The following is a 24,166-nucleotide window of genomic DNA, read 5'->3' on the forward strand; positions in this document are numbered from 1 at the left end:
CTGACGGAGGGTTGGGGGTGACCTAAGGTCACCTCTTTTTTCGACACGCTGAGAAACAAGTTGGTGTCGAGAAAAGCAAAAGGCGCATGCCGATGGCACGCGCCCATTTTGAAACGAAGTCTCAGGGGCTTCGTCGGTGTTCGGTCAGCGGATGAACTTGTTCACGTAGTCTGCACCCAGACCGATGCTCTCGAAGTGCTTGCGAGCTTGTTCGATTTTGGTAAAGACGTCCTCGACTGCGAGGGTCGTGCCGTACGGGTCGACATACGTGTAGCCGCCGGACACGTGGAACAGCGTCATCATTTCTTCGACATCGTCAGGGACGACGAGCGTGTGCGTCTCGCCTGGCGGCTCGGTCACGTAGTCACCGGCGTTTGCGACCCAGTCGTGCTCGAGGTAGTGCCAGCGCCCGCGCAGCGTGAACGCATGCACAGTGCCGCTGTGGCGATGCCGGGAGAGGACACCCGCCTTGCGCACGCGCAGGATGTTCACAAAGTAGCCGCTCGTTGCGTCCAGCAGCAATGGTCGGAAGCTGATGCCCTCAGCTTGGGGAACCCACTCGTTGTCGTCGCGGTCGAGGTCGAGCGCACCGTGAATATATACCTCGGGCTTCACGCCTGCCGGTTGCGGGAGCTGGAAAGGGACTTTGCTGCGGTCCGGCTTGGTCACCGGAGCGCGGAAGATATCGTTTTCTGCCATTACTGCCTCGTTATGTGGGGGTGTGACGGCATTGTGATAGTGGTTGTCGTATGCGTCGAGACATAACGGGTCAACCTGTCTGTGACGCCCAGTCATAGGTGAAGGTGAGCGATGGACAGATTCTCTGAGCTGAGCGTGTTCGTCGCCGTTGCGGACGCGGGCGACTTCACAAGTGCGGCGCGCAGACTCAACTTGACACCCTCGGGAGTCTCTAAGGCGATGACCAGGCTCGAAGAGCGTCTGGGAAGCACGCTCTTACGACGCTCTTCCAAGGGCGTCAGACTGACGCGTGAAGGGGAGAACTTCCTTGAAGCGGCACGCCGAGCACTCACCGCATTGCACGACGCTGAGTCGGTGGCGAAGCCAACACCTACGGGGACCTTGCGGATTAGCTGCTTACCCTCGTTCGCCATCTATCAGCTTGCTCCGCTCATGCCGATGTTTCAGCAGGCCTATCCTGCAATTCAGGTCGAATTTCTTCTGAGCACAGAAGCCCGTGCGCTCTTGGACCGCCAATCGGACGTCGCGATTGTAAGCGGGTCGCTCCCCGATACCGCGCTTGTGGCGAGACGCTTTGCGACAAGCCGATGGGTCGCTTGCGCCTCGCCTCAATATCTAGCCAAGCACGGGCGACCGCAGACGCTCCAAGACCTCGAGCACCACGTCACGCTCAATTTCACGCAGCGCACCCAGTGGAACGCTTGGCTCGCGTCGCAAACTGTCAATCCGGACCCAGCGCTGCGCCGAACTTACGGCGCTAACCACGGCGACATGCTTCTCGCGCTCGCGCGCGCGGGCTCGGGCATCGTACGACTGGCTGAGTATCATCTGAGCACGGACCTTCGGGCCGGTGTGGTCGAGGAAATTTTGGCTGGTCAGATAAACGAAACAGAAGAGGTTCTCTATCTCGTCTACGAGCGGCACAAACACGCCAACACGCGCATTTCCGTGTTCCTTGACTTCATGCAAGCGCACTTCCGCGAAGGTGCTGAACCATGGCGCACAGCCTTATCGGATAAGGGTTAACCCCGAAAGACCTCGCTAAAGATGGTCATAAGCACGCTCATCATGGATTATTTTGCGTCCACCTGTAATTAAAACTTGACGGCTGGGTTTTGATGACAAATATTGTTGTCTATCGGAGCTTTTAACGTCCGATGCGCGATAGATGTCTCGTGCGAATGGTCAGCAGAAATCGGCTCGACCGTCGTACGCCGTCTTGAAAAACAAACTCAGGAGAGGTCGAACGTGGTGGTAAAGCTCAAATCCTTGGCAGCGCTGTGTGTCGCCGGCGCGCTTGCAAGCGCAGTGTCGTTCGCACAGGCACGCGACCTGACTGTCGTTTCGTGGGGCGGCAACTTTCAAGACGCTCAGCGTGAAATCAACTTCAAGCCGTTCCAGCAAATTCTTGGCAAGCCCGTGCTTGACCAGAGCTGGGACGGCGGTATCGGCGTCATCCAGGCAAAGCTGAAGGCTGGCGAACCGAACTGGGACGTGGTTGAGGTCGAGTCGGAGGATTTGGGGCAGGGCTGTTCGGACGGCCTCTTCGAGAAGCTGGACTGGTCGCAACTCGGTGGAAAAAGCAACTTCATCCCGAGCGCGGTGAGCGAGTGCGGCGTTGGCACCATGGTGTGGTCGACCGGTTTCGCATACGACGGCAACACGCTCAAGAACGGTCCCACCAGCTGGGCCGATTTTTGGGACACGAAGAAGTTTCCTGGTAAGCGCGCCCTGCGAAAGGGTCCGAAATACACGCTCGAGTTTGCGCTGATGGCCGACGGCGTCGCACCGAAGGACGTGTACAAAACTCTGAGCACGCCGGCAGGCGTCGACCGCGCGTTCAAGAAGCTCGACCAGATTAAAGGCGACGTTATCTGGTGGGACACCGGCGCTACGGCATTGCAGCTTCTTGCTTCAGGCCAAGCGGTCATGAGCGTTGCCTACAACGGCCGCATCACGGGTATCGACCGAAGTGAGAAGAAGAACTTCAAGTTCGTCTTCCCGGGCAGCATCTACGCAGTCGACTCGTGGGTGATTCTCAAGGGCTCGCCTAATAAGGCGGACGCAATGAAGTTCATCGCATATGCGAGCAAGCCCGAGATTCAAGCGAAGCTGCCGCAGTACATCGCATACGGTATGACCAACGTCAAAGCGCAGGCCATGGTGCCGGCGCAGTACGCGGGCGAATTGCCGACGGCTCCTGAAAACCTGAAGGCCGCGATTCCTTTGGATGCTGACTTTTGGACCGACAACGTCGGACCGCTGACGCAGCGTTTCAACGCATGGCTGGCGAAGTAAATGCTTTGGCAGGGCGCCTGCGGGCGCCCTGAAACTATAAGGCTCGAGTTAGAGAGACAAAGATTTTTGGAGGTCGATGTGAGTGCATTTATTTGTTTCGACGCGGTGTCGAAGAGCTACGGTGATGTCAAGGTAATCGATGGGTTGAATCTCGATATCAACCGGGGAGAGTTCGTGAGCCTCTTGGGTCCGTCCGGTTCTGGAAAGACCACCATGCTCATGATGTTGGCTGGCTTCGAGACCCCGACCGGCGGAAAGATTCTGGTCGACGGTAACCGAGTTGACCATCTTCCTCCGCATGCACGAAACATGGGCGTCGTCTTCCAAAGCTACGCGTTGTTTCCGCACATGAGCATCGCCGAGAACATTGCGTTTCCGCTCAAGATGCGAGGCCTCTCAAAGAGCGAGATGGCGACTCGGGTCAACAAAGCGCTCGATATGGTTCAGCTTACAGCTGCGCGAGCACGTAAGCCTTCTCAATTGTCCGGCGGCCAGCAACAGCGTATTGCGCTCGCACGGGCACTGGTCTTCGAGCCGAAGGTCGTGTTGATGGACGAGCCTCTTGGCGCACTCGACAAACAGCTTCGCGAGCACATGCAACTCGAGCTGCGAGAACTGCACAAGTCCCTTGGCCTGACGGTCGTGTTCGTGACGCACGACCAAAATGAAGCGATCACCATGTCAGACCGCATTGCTGTCTTCAATGCCGGGAAAATCGAGCAGATTGATACACCGCAAGCCATCTACTCCCGGCCGAAGACCAAGTTCGTCGCGCAGTTCATCGGCGAGACAAACCTGATGAAGGGCTCGGTCGCCGGTACAGATAATGGCATCGCAACAATCAATCTCTCAAACGGGTCGCGAGTTTCTGGCCGTGCAACGGACGTCCTGAAGCAAGGTTCGGAAATTGTTTTGTCCGTCCGCCCCGAAGCGCTGACGATAGGCGAAAGCACATCGCACGCTAATAGCCTCCCTGTCGTGGTCGAGGATTTAGTCTTTCAGGGCGACCATACTCGCGTCCACCTTGATTGCCACGGTACTAAGCTTGCTGCTCGGGTAAGTGGCCCGACGCATTTCTTTGTCGTGGGACAGGTCACGAATGTATCGTTCTCGCCAGACGCATGTGCAGTGGTGTCGCAATGAAGCAGGCACAAGCTAACGTCAACGACTATGTGTCGGCAGAGCGCCCGAGTCAACGGCCGCAACCACGGCGCAAGCTGAGAGGAAACGGCCGCCTTCGGGCTATTGCGCTCATTCTTCCGCTGGCGCTGTTCCTGCTCGTATTCTTCATCGCGCCGCTTTATAACGTTCTCAAGACTGCGGTCGTCAACGACGTCGTGGTAGTGGGAATGCCGAAGACAGCGAAGGCCATTAAGGCGTGGGACGGCAAGTCCGCCGTGCCACAGTCGGTCCAGCAGGCTCTGGTTAGCGACGTCGCATGGGGCGCGGACAATCAGGAAAAGCTTGGCGACGCCGTTCGGCAACTGAACGCAGACCGTCCTGGCTTTCGAAGCCTCATGTCGAAGACCCAGCGAGCTGTGTTTGGAGCGGATGGCAATCTTGCGACGGTGAAGCTCTCCGAAGTCGACGAGCGCTGGTCGGACGCTGCTTACTGGAACACTATCAAGCACGACGCTCACGTGTTGACTGATAACAACCTCTTGGCGGCGCTTGACCTGCATCACAACGCGGATGGGGACATCGAATCCATGCCGGAGGGCACATCAGCGAACCGGCTCATCATCGGTCGCACGTTCCTGGTGTCATTCCTCGTGACACTCATCTGCGTCGTGATTGGCGTTCCCTACGCTCTGATTGCAGCAAAAGTAGACGGCTGGCGTCGCAATCTGATGCTGACCATGGTGCTTATCCCACTCTGGACGTCGTTGCTCGTGCGTTCTGCTGCGTGGGTTGTGATTCTTCAAGACCATGGGGTCATCAACGACGCATTGACTGCAGTCGGCGCAATCTCGCATCCATTGCAGCTCATCTATAACCGAACCGGCGTCCTGTTGGCGATGTCGCAGGTGTTGCTTCCGTTCATGGTTTTGCCTGTCTACAGCGCTATTCAGGCTGTCCCCAAGAATCTGATGCCCGCTGCATCGTCCCTTGGCGCCAAGCCACTGACCGCCTTCTTCGAGGTCATGTTGCCGCTCATCGGCTCCGGCATCATTTCAGGGGCGCTCTTGGTGTTCATGTCGGCGATCGGCTACTACATCACTCCGACACTTGTTGGCGGAGCGGGCGACCAGATGATTAGCTCGGTCATCGCCTTTTATGCGACGGGCACGGCCGACTGGGGACGAGCTGCTGCACTCGGTCTCATTCTTCTCTGCGCGACACTCGTGCTGTACGCTTTTTACGCGCGCGTGTCGAAGTCAAACGCGTTGATGGGTGACTAAGATGCTGAAAAAATTGACATCCGCTTTCGTTGCGGTCGCAGTGATGGTCTTCCTCATCGGACCGATTCTCGCGATTTTGCCGCTCGCATTTACGTCGAACGTCTTCCTGACGTACCCCATCCATCACTTTTCGATGCGCTGGTTTGACACGCTGTTCAACAGTGACCTCTGGCACCACTCGATTGTCAACAGCTTGATTATCGCGTTCGGCTCAACGGCGCTGGCAACGGTTCTCGGCACGATGGCGGCGATGGGACTTCGAGGCAAGAGGCTGCCATTCGCAAGTGCAATCAAGACCGTCTTCCTGTTACCCATGGTCGTGCCGGCGGTCGTACTGGGCGTCGGTACGCAGATTGTTTTCGGTCGGATGGGGATTTCGAGCACCTACTGGGGTGTCATCATCGCTCATACCGTGCTTGCGCTGCCGTTCGTTCTCGTCAATGTCTTGGGGTCACTGGCAGCAATACCGCCCGCACTGGAGAGGGCAGCAAGCAGCCTTGGTGCGAAGCCGTTTAGTATCTTCTTCCGCGTAGTTTTGCCGCTCGCCATGCCCGGTATCGTATCTGGAGCTGTCTTTGCATTCGCAACGTCACTGGACGAAGTGGTGATCACGCTGTTCGTGGCAGGGCCAAATCAATGGACGCTCGCGCTGCAAATGTTCTCCAGCATGCGTGAAAATATTACCCCTGCCGTCACTGCAGCTGCTTTCATTCTCATTCTGGGGACAATGACGCTTATTGGGGGCTCGGCCCTGGTCAAGCTGCGCATCGCACGCAGCGCTCAAGCAAAGGCCGCTTAACGGAATCCAAACACCTGCGCTGCTGCTCCCTCGCCACTACCCCGGGTCTGTAACCACACGCCCGGGGTTTTCATTCGTCCATCGCGACAAGAGCGACGTCCCACGCACTCGTGCGCGCTCTGACGCTTCGCCGAAGTAGCGCACCCCGTGAGAAGAACAGAAGAACCTGTGCCATAGCCGCCCACGAAGAATTACGCCGGAGGGAGACTGAAGTACGTGCGTGTGCGGCCTGACCCAATTCAGAATGTCGGCGGCGATACCGCGCTGATGACTTCACACTCTTCATCGAACGGGTTGTACATGCGGTGCGGCTGACGGCTGTCGAAGTAGTACGCTTCGCCCTTTTTCAGTAACCGCTCGCGCGTACCAACAACCATCATCAGCTTGCCCTTGACGACCACACCGCATTCTTCAGCTTCGTGCGAGTAGACCTCGCCCGTATCGGCGCCGGGGGCATAGCGTTCATGAAGCATCATGATTGCTTTACCCTTCAGATTGCTGCCGACTTGGCGGTAGGACAACTTTTTCCCGTCTGCTAACTCGACGAGTTCCTTCGCCTCGAAGAACACCTGCTCTTCGCTCTTGCTCTCTGCCTTCGCAAAAAACTCGCTGAGCGGCACATTCAGAACGTTCAGGATGCGCTTCATCGAGCTTACCGAGGGACTCACCTTGTTAGCTTCAATCTGCGCAATCGTGCTGTGAGTCAGGCCTGCCGCCTCGGCAAGGCCTCGGATGCTCAACTTGTGTGCTGTTCTCAGTTCCTTCAGGCGATTGCCAATGTCCAACGGCTGCGAGTCGGCGTCGCTCAAATCGACAGTTTTCGCGGCAGCCTTCGCTGTGGGAACGGCAGGCTTACGTCGACGCGTGACAATCGCTTGACCAGGCATGTCTGAATTCTCCGAGGGGCGCGAGCGCTCGGCGCGTCCACGGCGCCAAACACACAAATTTTCAGGTGGACATTTTAGCATCCGTCCGGTTGGTTGAAAAAGATGCCGCTCACCCGGCCCGGCTAGTCGGGTTAACCCCATTAGCCCAACAGTTGGTATGGAGTAAATTACGTACATCATCACGTTTTAGTTGACACACATATTTCGGTCAATGAGCATTGCGTCAATTGCACAGGCACCCGTCTAACGATTGAAGTAGGGTCTAGTCGGGGTGACGGACGGGGCGCCCATTCGATACCTGTAGCCGGTTTCATTGACCACGTGGACATAAGAACTAATGACAAAAGCGATTCTCGCCGCGGTACTCGGTTTGCCGTCGTTCGCGTTTGCCCAAAGCAGCACCACTCTGTACGGCATCGTCGACGAGGGCATCACCTACTCGAACAATCAAGCTGGCCACGCCAACTACCAAATGTCGTCCGGCAACATCCAGGGTTCCCGCTGGGGCCTGAAGGGCCAAGAGGACTTAGGGGGCGGCTATCAGGCGGTGTTCAATCTTGAAAATGGATTCGACGTTGGTTCAGGCAAGCTTGGTCAAGGCGGTCGCGAGTTCGGACGCAAGGCTTACGTCGGACTGAGCAGCCCCTACGGCACGGTCACATTAGGTCGTCAGTATGAATCGACTGTTGATTTCATCTCACCATATGTTTCCAACGAAATCTGGGGCGGCGGTCTTTTCATCCACGCTAACGACATGGACTTGACCGACGGCACCGTTCGGGTCGACAACGCTATCAAGTTCAAGAGCGTCGATTACGCGGGCTTCAATTTCGGCGGACTTTATTCGTTTGGCGGGCAGCCTGGGCAGTTCGGCAAGAACTCGGCATGGAGCGTTGGCGCAAGCTACACGCGTGACTGGTTCAGCGCTGGTGCGAGTTACCTGAACATCAATTCGCCGGCGACAGCCGTGCTGCAGACGTTCGCGAATTCGGCCACTTACACCAACGTCATCTACGGCAACTACCTCGCGGCAGCGAGAAGCGAAAACGTACTGGCAGCAGGCATGTCTGCCAAGTTCGGTAACGCGCAAGCCTTGCTGTCATACACGGACACGGTCTATCACGGCGGTTCGAACAATCACGATGTGCGGTTTGCGAACTACGAAGCTAGCTTGGGCTACTTCTTCTCACCGAGCATCTTCGGCGCGGTCAGCTACAACTTCACCGACGGCATCAATCATGCCGACGACACTACGCCTCGCTATCACCAGGTCAGCCTGATGGGTGACTACTTCCTGAGCAAGCGGACTGACCTCTACGCGCAGGTCGCCGCTCAACAGGCAACGTCGGATGCTCATTTCGCACAAGTCGGCGGCCTGACCGCATCGTCGACGAATCGGATGCTGGTCGCTCGAGTGGGTATCCGCCACAAGTTCTAACCTAAGAAGTTGCACCACGGCTTAGGGCGAAATCGCCCTGCGCTTCTTTGAAATACCAGCTGAGTCAGGCAGTAGTTTGGCTTGCAAGAACAGAGTGCTTTCATGGCTACACAGAAACAACCCGTCAGAGCTTCCGTCGCCGCCTTCGTCGGCACGATGGTGGAGTGGTACGACTTCTATATCTACGGCACCGCCGCTGCGCTGGTGCTCGGTCAGTTGTTCTTCCCCGGTGGTTCGCCTTTCGAGCGAACCCTTGCTGCATTCGGCACTTTTGCTGTCGGCTTCTTTGCTCGCCCCCTGGGCGGAATCGTCTTCGGTCGCATGGGCGACAAGTTTGGACGCAAGAAATCGCTCGTTATCACGCTGTCGCTGATGGGTGTGTCGACGATTTGCGTCGGCTTGCTGCCCACCTACTCATCGATTGGCATTGCCGCGCCGGTCATGCTCATCGGATTGCGCCTTCTACAAGGACTTGCAGTCGGCGGGGAATGGGGCGGTGCAGTGCTGATGGCGAGCGAACATGCACCGAGTGAAAAGCAAAATTTCTTCGCCTCCTTTGCGCAGCTCGGAAGCCCGGCCGGATTGATTCTCTCCATCCTTTCGTTCCGTCTGGTGAGCTCGATGGACAACGATGCCTTCCTCTCGTATGGATGGCGTCTTCCGTTTCTGGCGAGCATCGTTATGCTCGCAATCGGCATCTTCATCCGAACTGGAGTGAACGAATCACCCGAGTTCGAGGAGATGAAGGAAAAGAAGCAGCTTTCCGACCGGCCGGTTTTCGAGGCCTGGACGAAAGCATGGCCTCTTATTCTCTTGGCGCTCGCAGCGAACGCGCTGGGCATCTCTGGCGGTTACTTCACCAACACGTTCATGATTACGTACGCGGTGCAGTACCTCAGCATGAATAAGGCGCTCGTGCTTGAGTGCATCTTCTACGTGGCCATCATCCAGTTCCTGACACAGCCAATCGGCGCCTGGATTGCGAGCAAGATTTCGCCGTTCCGCTTTCTTGTCATTTCGTCCGGCATCTCCATCCTGCTGCCGTACCCCATGTTCATTTTGGTTGGCACCAAAGTCTTCAGCTTGATGGTGCTCGGTATTGGCATGACGATGGTCGGACTGTGCACCTTCTATGCAGTCATTGCTGGTTACACCGCAAGCGTATTCCCGGCGCGATTCCGGTACGTAGGCATTTCTCTCGCGTACCAACTGGGCGGAGCGACGTTCGGCGGTCTCACGCCGCTGCTCGGCACGGTATTGGCCCAGCGTTACATCGGTCAGTGGTGGCCGATGGCAGTGTTCTTCAGCATCATTGCGGCAATCTCCATGTTCTCGGTTGTGTGGCTGCAAGCGCTCCACCGTCGCCGGGAAGCGGGCGAAGCGTCTGCCGTATTTGCAGCTCGCTAAAAGTCACATCCCGCCGCACGGCGGGGCACAGAGGAACCGAATATGAATGCCCCAACGATTCTGATTGCGCAGATTTTCCAGGAAACCAACGGACTGAATCCCGTTCCGACCGAGCTGAGCGCCTTTCAGATTGAACTCGGCCCGGACATGATTGAGCGAAACCGGACCGCCGATTCGACACTGGGCGGGATGATTCGGACAGCGGAAGCTGCGGGATGCAAGCTCGTTCCGACGGTTGCTGCACGGACGAGCCCAGGCGGGCGAGTTTCCGACGAAGCATTCGAAGCGATTCTGACTCAAATCATTCATGCTGCGCATAGCGCGAAGTTCGATGCGATTGCGTTGGACCTGCACGGGTGTATGCAGACAGCGACTCACGACAGTTCTGAGGAGGAACTCGTCCGGAGACTCCGCGAAATCGTCGGACCGGATGTCAATATCGTTGCGGGCTTTGACCTCCATGGTCACATGACCACGAAGCTCCTGAAAGACCTCACCTTTGCCACAAGTTATAAGACCAACCCTCACGCCGACCCTGCAGCCACTGGCGAGCGAGCCATGCGCGTGCTGCTAGACATCTGCGCGACGGGCGAACGTCCCGCCGGTGTGGTTGTGGGCGTGCCGATGCTCACTCGTGGCAACGACGAGACGACCAGTGGCCCGCTGGCCGCCATCCATCAGCTGGCAGCCGCGCGGGTTGCCGAGAACGCCGCGCTGCTTGACGCGTCGATTTTCAACGTCCAGCAATTCATCGACGCTGAGGACATGGGGCAGAAAGTCATTGTTTACGGCAGCCGCGGTTCCGAGGAAGTGATTGCTGAACTGGCGAATGACCTAGCTTCCTTGTTGTGGGTGAATCGAGATGGCTTTGTGCACAATCTGCCGAAGGTGCGGGATGTGCTTGCTGAACGGAATGCCACTGGCAATGCCAAGCCTGTGACGTTCGGCGATTTCGGCGACCGCGTTATTGGCGGGGCACCGGGCGACAGTGCTTATATCCTCGGCGAGGTACTAGCCGACGAGGCGTCATCCCGGCGAGTCCTTTGCGCAGTCACCGACCCTGAAGCCGTTGAAGTTTGTAGAAAGGCAGGCGAAGGAGCCAGCGTTAGCCTGAGCCTGGGCGGCTGCTATTCGAAGTCCGTTTCGCCGGTCAAGGTGTCGGGCACCGTCCGCACGGTGCGAGAGAATGGCTCGTTCCGAAGCAGGGGCAGCTTTCTTGGCGGAGCCGACTTGCGAATCGGGCCGCACGCAGTGGTGGAGGGTGACCGCTTTGCTGTAGTCATCACGCGCGATGCGCTGATGTCTCAGGACCCCGGTTGTTTCCTGGACCTGGAACTCGACCCGGCTGACTACGATGTCATCGTGGCGAAGTCCGGCTATCACTACAAGCTGTCATTCTCAGAGATGAGCGACTGCGTAAACGCAGCTACCCCGGGCTTGACGATGTATGAACCGGAGAAGCTCGGACTCGTCAAGGCGCGTCCGCTGTACCCAATTGACAAGTTTGAATTCAATCCGGTCGCGGTCGAGATAGCGTAACCGCGTCCGTGCGGCCACTGCTCAGGCAACGGCCGCACGCGTCGAACAACTATCAACCCATTGCTCGGTCCATCCTGTCCCGGAACTGGTAGTAAGCGCCGATGGCCGGCAAAAACCAGGGAACGCCGTTGTACAAGGGGCGCGACGGAAAGTTCTGGAGGTCGTAAGCGCTGCCCCCAGCGTTCGGGTTCAGTAGCTTCCCCGCCACGCAGTCACCGAGATAACTCATCATCGCAACCCCGTTGCCCTGACAGCCGCCGACAAAGTCAACGCGTCGGCTTGCGCAATGTGCGGCAGGCCGTCGAACGTAAAGGCGACCGGCCCCTTCCAGCAGTGCGTGATTCGCACGTTTTTCAACTGCGGAAACACGCCGGACATGAACCCGTGAAGAATCGGCGCAGCTTCCATTTCAGGTATGTCGCGAAATACCGCGCGGCCGGCGAAGAGAATTCGCTTTTTGTCCGGGCTCAAGCGTATCGCGTAGAGCGCACGCTTTGTGTCCGCAACCATCCGCCCCTTTGGAATCAGTTCGGCGGCCAAGGCAAACGGGAGCTCCTCCGTCGCGGCAATATACGGCGTGACAGGAACGAGCCGACGCCGAAGGTAACCAACCCGCGGATATCAGTGCGATCCACCGTCGATACTTACTGCTACGTCGCCCTCAGGAAATTCATATGCCGTGCGGAGGAAACAAGTAAAACCGATCGCATTTGACACGGAAAGTCATATCAGTACTACCGGGATGATCTAGCGCATGTGCAGCCCTTCGCGACCGATTGATGGGGCAATGCAATCAGGAACGCCCCAACATGGGCCTTGATGGCGTGACGCCGAAGCAACGGCTTATGCCCGCAGCATAGTCTTTATTTCTGTCTCGCGTCAAAAGCTGGGGAATTGCTCTCCCAGGTGCGCAGTAACTGCGCCCGCCATCAATACGCTATCGACAGTTGTAACGGTACGATAATACTAGTACAATGGCACAAAATCTAGTCATATTGCAGATGTGACCGACCTCGGGCATATGAAAGTGTTATGGACATCTGAGGGTATCTGTCGGCCCCAAGCTGACGTTTTATATCGCCTTCCATTTCCGATAGAAAGGACTTTCTAACATGTGTACATCTGCGCCATCGTTCGTTTCTTTGCCTGGCGTCGTCCGCCAGCTACCACAAGCATACCGGTTTAGAGTTGGGAGCGTCCTCGTTACGGCGCTTTCGGACGGCAGCGTACCGCTATATCCGAAAAAGGTCCTTAAGGGGATTGGTGAAGAGGTCCTAGAGCAGTATTTAGGTGAGTATCTGTTCCCTGAGCATATCGAGACGTCCATTAACGTCTTTTTGGTGGAGCTCAAGGACAGGAGAGTTCTCATCGACGTCGGGGCTGGCGAGTTCTTCGGCGAGGTCGGCGGCAGGATGCTCGAGAATCTGTCCTACGCTGGGGTGCACCCGCGTGATGTGACCGACATTCTCGTTACACATGCCCACGCCGATCACGCGGGTGGCCTTGTAAGCGAAGGCGAGCCAACGTTTCCGAACGCGGTCGTGCACATTGGACAGGCGGATATCGATTATTTTCTCGATCCCGCAGAATCGGGTCGAGCGGGATATCTTCCTGAAGACATGGCCGATATTTACGAGCAGATGCGTAATGCCATTGGGCCTTATGTAGCGTCGGGACAGGTTCAAACGTTTGATAGGGAAGTTGAAATTTTGCCAGGCATTACTGCTTCACCATGCCCGGGGCATACACCGGGTTCAGCCTGTTACACGATCAAAACAGGTGGCGGATCGCTGGTATTCGTTGGCGACATGGTGCACGTGGAGGCGGTTCAGTTTCGAGCACCGGAGGTCTCGATAACCTATGACGTTGATCCCGATCGAGCTGCAGAAACACGAAGCGCGATGTTCTCCAAGCTGGCAGCAGAAGGCGCACTGGTCGCGGCCCCACACCTTCGATATCCGGGCATTGGTCATATCCGAAAAGATTCAAAAGGTTTTTCATGGATACCGATGATCTTTGGTGATCGCTATCCTGGCTGAGTCAGGTTAAAGAATGCTGATGTTATTTGTTGTAAATATAGGACTGATTTGTTGTGTATGAAGACAATGTAATAAAGGAAGCCGTTTTACCCGCGGTAACAGAGTCGTCGGGCTTGCGATCTTGGGTGGCTGTTTTCTCATTGACGCTCGGTGCCTTTGGCTTCGTCAGCGCTGAATTTCTGCCTGTCGGTGTTTTACCGGAGATTGCGCAGACCTTTCACGTGGAGCCGGGACGTGCCGGCTTGATGCTTTCCATGCCAGGTATGCTTGCCGCGTTGTCCGGACCGGCGGCGATGCTGCTTGCCGGCCGCATCGATCGCCGGCGGTTGCTGCAGGCAGTGACAGCATTGCTCGTGGCAGCTTGTATCCTGAACGGTTGCGCCACGTCGTTCAATATGATCCTAGCCAGCAGGGCCATGGTCGGGATGGGGTTGGGGGCATTCTGGGCAGTGGCGCTTTCTGTGGCTGGCCGGATGGTATCCGCTGAGTCAGCACACAAGGCCGCGGGTGCTGTTTTCGCGGGTGTCACTGCTGCAATGATCCTTGGTGTGCCAATCGGGACATATGTTGCCCAACTTACCTCGTGGCGTGGAGCGTTCGCAGTCGCCGCAGCGATAGGAGCGTTAGCTTTTGCTATGCAGATGCTTACGCTACCGAAGATGAAAATGAACTCAACCTTGCATTTTTCATCACTAATCGGCGCGGCTCGACACAGGGATGCACTCAAAAGCATGGCGTTGATCGGGCTGGTTATAGCGGCACACTTTGCCAGTTACACGTTTGTTACGCCGATCATGCGTGAATCAGGTATCGGCGGGTCTGCAATTACGGCAGTTTTGTTTGCGTACGGTGTTGCGGGTTTCATATCGAACGTCTGTGCGACTTACCTCGTCGGCCGCGATCTTCGAAGAACACTGGCGATCTCGGTGGGTCTCATGTTCGTCCCGGTTTTCGCGCTTCCGCTGAGTCTCGCGTCGGTTCCGCTGACGATCGCGCTTGTTATTTGTTGGGGCACGGCAATGGGAGCCATTCCGCTTTGCTTGAGTCTGTGGAATGCACAAAAGCTCGACGGGCGCGGAGATGTTGCCTCCGCTCTATTTGCGTTTGTCACTCAGGTCGCGATTGCTCTGGGTTCGTCGTGCGGGGGGATTGTTGTGGATACGCTGGGGTTGCATATCACCTTCTGGACAGCTGCCGTAATGATTGGGCTTGCCGGGCTCATTCTCCGAAAAGCGTGAGGCGAGTGCGGCGCCATCCACCGGGCAATTTGATGTCATTTCAAAGGGGGCAGGTATGAGTACAAAGAGCTTCCGGGTGTACGCGCCCGGTCCATACGGTGCAAAGCAGACGAATGAGTTTAATTATTCCCAGATCTTCGAAGCGGGCGGCCGTGTCGAAATGTCGGGGCAGGGCGGCTATCATCCCGAGACACTTGATTATCCGCCCGGTGTGACGATTCAGCAGGAGGTCGCGCGCGCATTCGACAACGTGACTGTCATGCTCGGTGCGATAGGTCTGGACTGGTCGAACGTTGCCCATGTCAATACGTTCCACCGACCGGAGCCCGATGGCTACATCCTGGCTGCGACCGCTGAGGTGGTAAAACAATTCGCCAGTCGGATGCAGCATCACAAACCAACGTGGACTGCGTTAGGGGTGGCTGTCCTGGGTGATCCCGGGATGCGCGTCGAGATCAGTGTCGTCGCCTACAGGTGACGACACGCACTTTGGAGATTCGATCCGGGGATCGCACCTCCAGCGTGAAGAGCCGCGAGCGCTGCCTGGCCATAGAATCGGCTGCGTAGTCTGCTTAGACCAGTCGTACCTGGCAGCACACACAATGCTGCCAGCTTGCATCAGGAACGCCGACGTGAAGACGTCACGACCCGCAAGATTCGTTGCAACTCCAGTAGCAAAGTGGATCTCCTTGTTGCGGCGCGTCACTTGCTACTGGCTACAGAGCTGAATGCCCCTTCTTACTCCTTGATCGTGTACCGCATGATCCGGTAGATCGCCATCAGCGGCCCGGTCGGGTGGTGTTGCGTAAATTCTTTCGCTTGACTCGACTTCAACCAAGCACTGATGGCTTCATCGTTCTCGAAAACGATTTCTGTCCAGCCTGAAACCGGCGACTGACCTGAACCGAGCCCAGCCTTCACCGGGTGCGCACGATCGACCACCTCGTATTGATATGCCTTTTTCACACCCGGCGTCATTGCAACTTTGAGTGCTTCTTCCATGGCTGCCGGGTCCACCCGTTTCCCGTCACCGTCTTTGGGGAGCTGGGTCAGAACCATCAGCCGCGAGCTGGCCTCACCCTCGACCTGCTTGGGGGCTTTCCATTGGGCTGCGGTAGCAAGCACCAACACCGTGATAGTCCCTTGGAATTTCGGGAGATCGATCTTACAGGCCGCGTACTCGGGAGAGACCTCGGCCCGCTCCATCGCGGCCACGTCGTCCCACCAGAGTTGCGAGAGACCGTCGATCGGATGATCACCAGGGAATGGCGAGCTTTCGTAGATGCGCTCGACGATGTGATGCTGGAAATAGGCGTGCATCTCGGGGAGCTCGCCCGCCAACGGGCCGTGGCCCTCGACCCAATGTTTGGTGAACTTGTGAAGGGGCAGGTCGGAACGGCGACTGAACACGCCAGAGCGGAAGATCATTGGATGTACCTTTCAATGTTGGTCGTTTTCCGTTGCGCAACTGCGAAACGGTGCCAGTGCAATCAGAACTCACATTGTGAGTCTATGATTAACGTATCGCATAGTGAGACTGCACGGACTAATCTTAAGTCGAGTGCCGCTTCGAATCAACGACGGTAAACCCGAATCAGGCGGTCGAAGACGGCGAGGTGATCCGCGCCGGGCCAAGATACCGTTGCCGCTCCTGCGTTTCCATCGTAGACTCGTATTTAGCGATTGTCGCGTAAATCTCGATATAGGAGACTGAAATGACGGGTGTGCATCGACCTGAAAAATTTGAAGTGAACGGACGTACAGTTCTTGTGTTTGACTCGGCAAGTTACGTCGCGGGATGGGTAGCGGAAAGCGGCGCGAACGACCCTGGGCCCGGCCCGATTCTTGTAACGGCCAGCTATGCTGGGGTCCTTTGCGCGCGCATGGCATTGCCGGCAAAGCCAAGCGCCTCGATTGGGCTCGATTGCGGCGTGGGAAAGGACGGTGCAGGGATTGCGGGCCTGTGGTACTTCGATGCGCTGGAGGTTCCAGCCGCTGCAATCGATGGGAGCACTGCAGAAATGGGGAACGGAGTCGATTTATGGCAAAACGGCGTGGTCAGTCGGGTCAATGGCTTTGCGGAACGGCTTGGCGCTAAACCGGGAATGACTACGCAGGAATGTGTGAAGGCCCTTACCGGCAACAGGTATAGCGAAGCAGTCGCCGACCCGGCACACCGCGAGGTCATGCACACCTCCACGAGCGGCCGCAGCATTGTCTGCACCGATTCGATTGCTTTCGCACTCCCTGAAGACTACGAACGCAATGTTCTCTGCGTTGCAGGACACGCCGGTCGCTCAGTCCTCGACTACTTCCGCCAATACCGGCCGTGGGCGTTCATCGGCAATGATGGTGGGGTTGGGAAAAACGACTCCGGCATTACGGCTATGTACGACGTGGATGCTGACGGGCTAGCGGGTGCTGTCGTCAGTGCCCAGTCCGCGCGGTTGGGCGATGGACATAGCACGTATTTCGACGGAGTGATCAGTGCCTGTAACAGGACTGCCGAGGCCAAGGGCGTGAGGGTCGGACAAACGGCCCGGGAAGCTGCGTTTCTGCTGCTGGAGTAGTTGCAGGTGCGTCCCGTCAGCGCGGCGACCCGTTAGTGTGCAAAGAATCCGCCACGACTCCCAAGCTCGTGGCGCCGCCAATCGCTGATTCACTCAAAGATATTCGCGCAACGCGCCCTCCGTTGGCGCGTCTCTCGTAAGTGTTCGGAGAACCGATTTCAAGAGGCCTGGAAATCGGGCCTCGAGATCCTTCTGCCTAAGCAGCAGGTAGAAGTCCCGACCTACCTGACGCTGCCAGACGACACCACTTTCTCGCAGGATTCTGAAATGGTGGGTTTTGGTGGAACGTGGCAAGTTCGGCAGCATGCCCCCACACGAGTGTTCATCAAAATCGGAAAGCACGCGAAGAACCGCGAGACGGATCGGGCTTCCCAACGCAGACAAAACCATTTCCAGCCGAATATCTTCGGTCCGGGGGTGCTGATAATTCATATGTTAATGCGACCAGCCCTTTTAACTCTCGTGCGCTTACGCGACTGTTAAGGAGACCGCGCCTACTTGAGTGCGGCAAGGTCGCCTTTGGTTGTTAGCTTCAGGTCGCAAGCTCAGGTGTTAGTGACGACCAGATCATACCGTGCATGGTCCCTGAGCGCAGGCGCTTTCGTTTTACCCGCACGGAAGAGTCTACGTGGTTCGCTCGATTCCTGTCAGCAGACACTTAAATGCGGGTGCAGATGCACCGGACATCCCGCGCACGCGCAGTTACCGCTCATCTCGACACACTAGGGTAAGTCTCATATTGCGATACAGGATGTGCATGCGCATAATAGGAGACATAGACTCGCAAAGTGTCCTTGCGAGAGTTTTCATCGTGAAGGCCGGAGTGACGGCCGCTGGAGAAAAGAATGCGTCTGAAAAACAAGGTTTGCGTTGTGACAGGTGGGGGCTCGGGCATCGGCGCAGCAATTTGCCGCGCATTTGCCCAGGAGGGCGCGCTGGTTGCTGTCGCTGATGTTGACAATGCCGCAGCTGCGAACATGGCGACGAGCCTTGAGGGGGCTTTCGCAGTGACTTGCGATGTATCGAACTCGGAGGCGGTCGAACGTGCCTTCGGCGAGATCCTCAACAAATATGGCCAGATCGATGTCCTCGTGAACAACGCCGGTATTCTCGGGAATACTGAGTACAAGCGCGCGCTGGCCGTACGAGAGATTCAACTTCAGGAGCTCGCCGAGACCGGCCGGATTACAACCACCGAAATCTCTGCTATCCATCTCACGGATGATCAGTGGTCACGGATGTTGGCGATCCATCTCAACGGGACGTTCTACTGTTCGCGTGCCGCCTTGCGCGCCATGCGGGTGCGCCGCAGCGGGGCGATTATCAATATGAGTTCGATCAACGGTATCGATGGCGGGCAGGCCAACGCACATTACGCCGCAGCGAAAGCGGGCGTACTCGGTTTTACCCGGGCTGTAGCAAAAGAAGCGATTACGGAAGGCATTCGCGTGAACGCGATCGCCCCGGGATTCACCGAGACGCCACTGCGTGATGCGATCCCGTCTGCTATTCAGAAGGCGCAAGTCCGCGCGACCCCAATTGGACGTCCCGGTACTGCCGAAGAGATTGCCGCGGCGGCCGTGTTTCTTGCGAGCGACGAGTCGTCGTATTTTGTCGGGCAGACGCTCAGCCCGAACGGTGGCTACCTCACACGCTAATCGAAGTGCCTAGTTGCTAAGCGCGAGTTCCCGACAAATCTACCAATCACGAGGCAAGGTATGTCAAACGTTTCTGAAGTTATCAGCAAATATCAGTCTGAAACAGACTCGTCCGGCCGGTCGTTGTACAGTGATCGGGCGCAGTACTACGTGCCGACAAATTCGTTCAACGCGGCACCGCCAAAGGTGCCGGTGCACGCGTTTGAGAAAGAGCGCATTGAGGCACTTCGTAAGGACGGTGGCTCCACGATTATCACCCTCGATATCTCCGAGCAGCTGGGACTTTCTTTTCCAGCGACCCTTCCGAACGTCCTTGCACGATACATCCGGCTTATCGCTGGTGAAGCCTGCACACTCGATGTTGAAGCAACAAGTGTTGTCTATTACGTGATTTCCGGTCGCGGCACCAGCTCGTTCGGCAATGAGACGCTTGCCTGGAATCAGGGTGATGTTTTCGTGCTTCCCGGGCAGACTAGTGCGAGGCATACACCTGAGCAAGACGCTCTGTTGTACGCATTGACCGATGAGCCGTTCCTTGACTACATGGAACTTTCGCCGCGACGCAACTCACCGCACACGCAGGCAGTGCTTTACACGCGCGAAGAAATCGACCGGCATCTGGAAATTCAGTATTCGCGCGAAGCAAATGCCGACGATGCAGGCAAAGCCGTCATTTTTTCGACCAATGCGACCCGGAGCATGGGCACCACGACGCCGCTTCTAACGGTGAACGTCAACACGTTGCCAGCTGGTCAGGATCAGCGCGCGCATCGACACAACCCAGCTGCCTTGACTCTTAGCGTGGAAGGTGAGGGTGTTCACTCCGTAGTCGACGGCACGCGGGTCGAATGGAAAGACAGTGGCGTTTTGCTGACGCCCCCAGGTGCGCTCCACTCACACCATAGCCGCGGCACGAAGCAAATGCGAAGCATCGTCGTCCAGGATTCCGGGATTTTTTACCACTCCCGCATCATCGGCTTCCGTTTCGACGATTGACCTATAGCCGTTCTGTTCTGTGGGTTCAGCCGCACGTGGCTGAACCCTGTGAGACACCGAAAATCACATCCTGTGAAGCGCATCATGGAAAATCTCTTCCCATTCGAGTCAAGTGTTCTGCCTGATGGCATTCGTTCCACTTTCGTGAACGCCAATGGACTTCGTGTCCATGTTCTCGAAGCGGGCCATGAGGTAGCTGGTCGGCCGTGTGTAATTTTGCTGCACGGTTTCCCAGAAATTGCCTATACGTGGCGGCATAACATGCTCGCACTCGCAGCGGCGGGTTTTCACGTGATCGCGCCCGATCAACGCGGGTATGGCCGTACGACCGGCTCCAATAACCGCTACGAGTGCGACCTGCATGAGTTCGGCGTGCTTAACCTCGTCTCGGACGTACTCGCAATTCTTGCAGCGTTTGGGCACAAGTCGGCTCGCGCTATCGTTGGTCACGACTACGGAGCTCCCGTAGCTGCGCACGCCGCTATGCTTCGGCCAGACGTGTTTCAGTCTCTGGTCTTGATGGCCGCTCCTTTTCCGGGGCCGCCTGCAATCCTTCTCGATACTGAAGACCCTGATCCCGGCACGGACCCTGTTCTCCACGATCTCAAACAGCTTAATCCGCCGAGGAAGCATTATCAGTGGTACTACGCAAGTCGAGACGCAAACGAGGAAATGTCCGCACCTTCTCAAGGCCTTCGCGATTTTATGAGAGCGTATTTTCACTACAAGAGTGGTGACTACGGCCTGAACAAACCGGTGCGCATGCAAGAGTGGAGCGCTCAGGAGCTGGCAAAGCTTCCGACCTACTACATCATGGAGCGCGATAAGGGAATGAGCGCGAGCGTGGCTGGCTTCATGCCGACCCCCGACCAAATTCGCTCCTGTAAATGGCTTACAGAGGAGGAGCTTGGCGTCTATGTCGCTGAGTATGCGCGGACCGGATTCCAGGGCGGCCTCAACTGGTACCGATGCGATTCGCACGGCTTGAACAGGCGACAGACTCGGATTCTTGCCGGAAAAACGATCGACGTGCCGAGTCTTTTCATTGCTGGCGATCGGGATTGGGCTGTCTACCAGAAGCCAGGATTTCTCGAAGCAATGCAAAACAGAGTGTGCACGAACCTGCGCGGTAGCCACTTTATTCAGGGCGCTGGGCATTGGGTGCAGCAAGAGAATCCGGACGAGACTAACAAGGCCTTACTGGACTTTCTCGGGTGAAGGAAAAGGCGTCGCACGCCGATGTGCTTATTAAATAAACGGAGACAGCAATGGCAATTGACACAAGTATTTCGAGCAGCCCGAGGTCGGCCATAACAGCCGACGCCACATATAGACAGGTCGCGTGGCGGTTCATGCCATTGCTTTTCATTTGCTATCTGGTCGCATATCTCGACCGGGTGAACGTCGGCTTTGCGAAATTGCAAATGCTGGACGACTTGCACTTCAGCGATGCCGTTTATGGCCTTGGTGCAGGTTTGTTCTTCATCGGTTACTTCATCTTCGAGGTGCCTAGCAATTTGCTACTTCACCGATTTGGAGCCCGTCGTTGGATATCCCGAATCATGATTACGTGGGCGGCGCTATCGGCCGCGACGGCCTGGATCTCGACACCGACGGAATTTTACGTACTTCGATTTCTGCTCGGACTCGCAGAGGCGGGATTCTTTCCGGGAATGATTCTGTACATGAGCTATTGGTTTCCATCTTCGAAGCGCGGCAAGATGACAGCGATTCTGATTGCGGGGAACCCGGTGTCAGGAATGATCGGCGGTCCGATATCAGGTTATATCATGCATTCTCTTTCGGGTGCGTACGGTTTCGCGGGCTGGCAATGGCTTTTTGTTGTTGAAGCAATTCCTGCTGCGATCCTCGGCGTCGTCATCTTTTTCTACCTCGACGATCGGGTCGAGAAAGCAAGCTGGCTCACGGAGGAGCAACGTTCGCAGATTGCAAATGACCTCAAGGAAGATGCTCCGCCACAATCGCACGAGTCGGTTCGCGGTGCTTTTCTTTCACCGGCCGTATGGCTACTGAGCCTGGTATTTTTTGGAATTGTGATGGGGCTGTACGCACTTGGTTTCTGGCAACCGACGATCATCAAGAATGCAGGCGTAAGTGATCCTTTGTTCGTCGGGTTGTTGACAGCCATTCCCTACGGATGCGCGGTTTTGTCCATGTTTCTCGCGGGGGCACATGCTGATAGGACACGCGAGCGTCGCTGGCACGTGGCCATTCCAACACTTGCGGCGTCCGTAGGTTTTGTGCTGTGCGCACTGGGAGGCCAAAGCCTGCTCGCCTCGATGATGGGTTTGACTCTGATTGCCATCGGGACTATCACCGCTGCTTCGGGATTTTGGGTCCTACCAGTCGCATTCCTGCGGGGAACGGGAGCCGCCGCTGGGGTTGCACTCATCAGTTCTGTCGGCAATCTGGCCGGTTTTGTGAGCCCTACGATCATGGGGTGGATAAACGCGAGAGCGCATACGTTGGCTCCCAGCCTCCTTCTTGTAAGTGGTTCGCTTCTCGTCTCGGCTTTCCTCGTTGTCGTATTTATCCCAGCGAAGGCAGTCAATCACTAGGGTTTAAAAAAGGTCGTCGGATTCTGCATCCCACTTCGACGAATAATGAGCGAAGTACTCCGTCGTCGGGTGACGATCCAATCGTTGAACATCGTGACCCAGGTCGGGGCACAGTTTGCGGAGATTCGGCGGCCGCGATTGACTGTCCGTTGAAGCTAGTCTTTTCACAGACTTCTGCGCACGTTAGTCCACTCGTATTTATCTAAAGACTGCCATGAACAAGAAATCCGTCAAACACATCGTCATGTGGGACGTACGAGGCGAAACCGATGAGGAGAAAGAGCACTTGGCGAGGACAGTTAAGGAAAAGTTCGAAGCGCTGGCTCAGGAAATCCCAGGGCTACTGTCTATTGAGGTAGGCATCGATTTCAGCAAGGAATCGTACTCCCACGACGTGGTCTTGTATTCGGTTTTCAGCTCTACGCAAGCCTTGGAAGATTATCAGCAACATCCGGCGCATCTTCGAGTTCGCGAAGAATTGGCGGGAGTGAGAATCACACGCCATCAGGTTGACTTCATCTAAGGATCTTCATGCTTGACCCAATTTCGGATCGACCCTTTGTCTATTCGGCTCTGCCGTCACGAGTCGTCTTTGGCTACGGCACATTGCAACAGCTCACCGAGGAGGTGGATCGCATCGGTGCATCGCGTGCGCTCATTCTGTGTACGCCTCAACAAGCCGGGGAGGCTGAGGCAGTGGCTTCGATTTTGGGTTCGAAGGCCGCGGGCGTGTTTTCCGGGGCGCAAATGCATGTCCCGATCGAAGTGGCGCGCGAGGCCCGTCATATCGCCGAGACAGTCAGGGCAGATTGTGCTATTGCGATCGGCGGAGGGTCGACGATCGGCTTGGGTAAGGCTATCGCCCTCGAATCAAGCATCCCGATCATAGCCATACCGACCACATATGCAGGTTCGGAAATGACGCCGATTTTTGGCATCACCGAAGCCGGCCGTAAGGTGACGGGACGGGACGTGCGGGTACTGCCGAAAACCGTTATCTACGATCCAGCACTTAGCCGTGGTTTGCCGCTGGGTATGTCAATGGTGAGCGGAATCAACGCTATCGCGCACGCGTGCGAGGGTCTCTACGCACGCGACGGAAACCCGATTATGTCGATTATGGCTGAGGAGGGGATTCGCAATCTGAGCGGCGGGCTGCGTCGGCTGGCAACGAATAACTCGGAGGAGGGGGCACGAAAAGACTGTCTCTATGGTGCCTGGCTATGTGGGGCCGTGCTGGGTCATGTCGGCATGGCTTTGCACCACAAACTCTGCCATACGCTTGGTGGTAGCTTCAATCTTCCCCACGCTGAAACGCACACCATCGTATTGCCTCATGCGCTCGCATACAACAATCAGGCGGCTCCGGAGGCGATGCGACGAATCGCGCGTGCACTCAATACACCCTCTGCGCCAGCTGGCGCATATGATCTCGCCCGTGAACTCGGCGCCCCTGTTGCGTTGAAGGATCTTGGCATGTCCGCGAGTGATGTTGAGAAGGCATGTGATATTGCTCTGGCAAATCCGTACTGGAATCCTCGCCCCATCGAGCGCGAATCGCTCATGGAGTTGCTTGTGAATGCGTGGGTGGGAAAACGGCCCGACTGACGAAATTCT

22 protein-coding genes and 1 pseudogene are annotated in these 24,166 nt (G+C 56.6%); 18 read left to right on the forward strand and 5 right to left on the reverse strand.

Annotated features, from left to right (window positions below):
* Nucleotides 1–144 precede the first annotated feature (144 nt).
* A complete protein-coding gene (locus tag U4Y90_RS11355; RefSeq protein ID WP_321794665.1) occupies nucleotides 145–699 on the reverse strand; it encodes a 2,4'-dihydroxyacetophenone dioxygenase family protein in 555 nt (184 codons plus the stop codon).
* Between the two features lie 111 nt (nucleotides 700–810).
* Here U4Y90_RS11355 and U4Y90_RS11360 point away from each other — a divergent pair, with 111 nt between their 5' ends.
* The 5 genes from U4Y90_RS11360 to U4Y90_RS11380 all read left to right on the forward strand — a co-directional run bounded on the left by U4Y90_RS11360 (nucleotide 811) and on the right by U4Y90_RS11380 (nucleotide 6,198).
* Nucleotides 811–1,725: a LysR family transcriptional regulator gene (locus U4Y90_RS11360; protein WP_321794666.1), complete on the forward strand. Its 915-nt coding sequence runs from the start codon at nucleotides 811–813 to the stop codon at nucleotides 1,723–1,725.
* Nucleotides 1,726–1,947: 222 nt separating this feature from the next.
* Nucleotides 1,948–2,997, forward strand: coding sequence for an ABC transporter substrate-binding protein (locus U4Y90_RS11365; RefSeq protein ID WP_321794667.1), 1,050 nt, complete (start codon nucleotides 1,948–1,950; stop codon nucleotides 2,995–2,997).
* A gap of 78 nt (nucleotides 2,998–3,075) precedes the next feature.
* Nucleotides 3,076–4,140, forward strand: a complete 1,065-nt coding sequence (locus tag U4Y90_RS11370; RefSeq protein ID WP_321794668.1) for an ABC transporter ATP-binding protein — start codon at nucleotides 3,076–3,078, stop codon at nucleotides 4,138–4,140.
* Nucleotides 4,137–5,399, forward strand: a complete 1,263-nt coding sequence (locus tag U4Y90_RS11375) for an ABC transporter permease (RefSeq protein WP_321794669.1) — start codon at nucleotides 4,137–4,139, stop codon at nucleotides 5,397–5,399. Before U4Y90_RS11370 ends, U4Y90_RS11375 begins: the two co-directional genes overlap by 4 nt.
* 1 nt (nucleotide 5,400) lies before the next feature.
* Entirely contained in the window at nucleotides 5,401–6,198 is a 798-nt protein-coding gene (locus U4Y90_RS11380) for an ABC transporter permease (RefSeq protein ID WP_321794670.1), read from the forward strand.
* 239 nt (nucleotides 6,199–6,437) lie between these two features.
* Here U4Y90_RS11380 and U4Y90_RS11385 read toward each other — a convergent pair whose 3' ends face one another.
* Entirely contained in the window at nucleotides 6,438–7,085 is a 648-nt protein-coding gene (locus U4Y90_RS11385; RefSeq protein ID WP_321794671.1) for a cupin domain-containing protein, read from the reverse strand.
* A gap of 337 nt (nucleotides 7,086–7,422) precedes the next feature.
* On the opposite strand from U4Y90_RS11385, the gene U4Y90_RS11390 reads away from it, so the two are divergent.
* The 3 genes from U4Y90_RS11390 to U4Y90_RS11400 all read left to right on the forward strand — a co-directional run bounded on the left by U4Y90_RS11390 (nucleotide 7,423) and on the right by U4Y90_RS11400 (nucleotide 11,469).
* A complete protein-coding gene (locus tag U4Y90_RS11390; protein WP_321794672.1) occupies nucleotides 7,423–8,523 on the forward strand; it encodes a porin in 1,101 nt (366 codons plus the stop codon).
* Between the two features lie 102 nt (nucleotides 8,524–8,625).
* Nucleotides 8,626–9,930 carry an MFS transporter gene (locus U4Y90_RS11395; RefSeq protein WP_321794673.1) on the forward strand — a complete coding sequence of 435 codons (1,305 nt, stop codon included), beginning with the start codon at nucleotides 8,626–8,628 and terminating at the stop codon, nucleotides 9,928–9,930.
* A gap of 42 nt (nucleotides 9,931–9,972) precedes the next feature.
* Complete coding sequence (locus U4Y90_RS11400) at nucleotides 9,973–11,469, forward strand: M81 family metallopeptidase (protein ID WP_321794674.1); 1,497 nt, start codon at nucleotides 9,973–9,975, stop codon at nucleotides 11,467–11,469.
* A 228-nt stretch (nucleotides 11,470–11,697) separates the two neighbouring features.
* Here the strand turns inward: U4Y90_RS11400 and U4Y90_RS11405 are convergent.
* Nucleotides 11,698–12,060: pseudogene (locus tag U4Y90_RS11405) on the reverse strand (hypothetical protein); the annotation flags it as partial.
* Between the two features lie 521 nt (nucleotides 12,061–12,581).
* Here U4Y90_RS11405 and U4Y90_RS11410 point away from each other — a divergent pair.
* From U4Y90_RS11410 to U4Y90_RS11420, 3 genes are read left to right on the forward strand one after another with little or no spacing between them, the layout of a single operon-like run.
* The gene (locus tag U4Y90_RS11410; protein WP_321794676.1) at nucleotides 12,582–13,508 is read left to right on the forward strand and encodes an MBL fold metallo-hydrolase; all 927 of its coding nucleotides are present in this window, start codon (nucleotides 12,582–12,584) and stop codon (nucleotides 13,506–13,508) included.
* A gap of 53 nt (nucleotides 13,509–13,561) precedes the next feature.
* Nucleotides 13,562–14,746, forward strand: a complete 1,185-nt coding sequence (locus U4Y90_RS11415; RefSeq protein ID WP_321794677.1) for an MFS transporter — start codon at nucleotides 13,562–13,564, stop codon at nucleotides 14,744–14,746.
* Nucleotides 14,747–14,801: 55 nt separating this feature from the next.
* A complete protein-coding gene (locus U4Y90_RS11420) occupies nucleotides 14,802–15,224 on the forward strand; it encodes a Rid family hydrolase (protein ID WP_321794678.1) in 423 nt (140 codons plus the stop codon).
* A 260-nt stretch (nucleotides 15,225–15,484) separates the two neighbouring features.
* Here the strand turns inward: U4Y90_RS11420 and U4Y90_RS11425 are convergent, their stop codons facing one another.
* Nucleotides 15,485–16,174: an EthD family reductase gene (locus U4Y90_RS11425; protein WP_321794679.1), complete on the reverse strand. Its 690-nt coding sequence runs from the start codon at nucleotides 16,172–16,174 to the stop codon at nucleotides 15,485–15,487.
* Nucleotides 16,175–16,461: 287 nt separating this feature from the next.
* Between U4Y90_RS11425 and U4Y90_RS11430 the strand changes: the two genes are divergently transcribed.
* Nucleotides 16,462–17,316: a hypothetical protein gene (locus U4Y90_RS11430; protein ID WP_321794680.1), complete on the forward strand. Its 855-nt coding sequence runs from the start codon at nucleotides 16,462–16,464 to the stop codon at nucleotides 17,314–17,316.
* A 93-nt stretch (nucleotides 17,317–17,409) separates the two neighbouring features.
* Here the strand turns inward: U4Y90_RS11430 and U4Y90_RS11435 are convergent, their stop codons facing one another.
* Nucleotides 17,410–17,748 carry a helix-turn-helix transcriptional regulator gene (locus tag U4Y90_RS11435; RefSeq protein ID WP_321794681.1) on the reverse strand — a complete coding sequence of 113 codons (339 nt, stop codon included), beginning with the start codon at nucleotides 17,746–17,748 and terminating at the stop codon, nucleotides 17,410–17,412.
* Between the two features lie 413 nt (nucleotides 17,749–18,161).
* Between U4Y90_RS11435 and U4Y90_RS11440 the strand changes: the two genes are divergently transcribed.
* From U4Y90_RS11440 to U4Y90_RS11465, 6 genes are all read left to right on the forward strand, one after another.
* On the forward strand, nucleotides 18,162–18,974 hold the full coding sequence (locus U4Y90_RS11440; protein WP_321794682.1) for an SDR family oxidoreductase: 813 nt from the start codon (nucleotides 18,162–18,164) through the stop codon (nucleotides 18,972–18,974).
* A 60-nt stretch (nucleotides 18,975–19,034) separates the two neighbouring features.
* Nucleotides 19,035–19,970 (forward strand): cupin domain-containing protein, encoded by a 936-nt coding sequence (locus U4Y90_RS11445; protein WP_321794683.1) that lies wholly within the window; start codon nucleotides 19,035–19,037, stop codon nucleotides 19,968–19,970.
* An 84-nt stretch (nucleotides 19,971–20,054) separates the two neighbouring features.
* The gene (locus tag U4Y90_RS11450) at nucleotides 20,055–21,188 is read left to right on the forward strand and encodes an alpha/beta hydrolase (RefSeq protein ID WP_321794684.1); all 1,134 of its coding nucleotides are present in this window, start codon (nucleotides 20,055–20,057) and stop codon (nucleotides 21,186–21,188) included.
* A gap of 50 nt (nucleotides 21,189–21,238) precedes the next feature.
* Complete coding sequence (locus U4Y90_RS11455; RefSeq protein ID WP_321794685.1) at nucleotides 21,239–22,549, forward strand: MFS transporter; 1,311 nt, start codon at nucleotides 21,239–21,241, stop codon at nucleotides 22,547–22,549.
* Between the two features lie 214 nt (nucleotides 22,550–22,763).
* The gene (locus U4Y90_RS11460) at nucleotides 22,764–23,072 is read left to right on the forward strand and encodes a Dabb family protein (protein ID WP_321794686.1); all 309 of its coding nucleotides are present in this window, start codon (nucleotides 22,764–22,766) and stop codon (nucleotides 23,070–23,072) included.
* A gap of 8 nt (nucleotides 23,073–23,080) precedes the next feature.
* Complete coding sequence (locus tag U4Y90_RS11465) at nucleotides 23,081–24,157, forward strand: maleylacetate reductase (RefSeq protein WP_321794687.1); 1,077 nt, start codon at nucleotides 23,081–23,083, stop codon at nucleotides 24,155–24,157.
* Nucleotides 24,158–24,166 lie beyond the last annotated feature (9 nt).

Source organism: Caballeronia sp. J97, assembly GCF_905220305.1.
GTDB lineage: Bacteria > Pseudomonadota > Gammaproteobacteria > Burkholderiales > Burkholderiaceae > Caballeronia.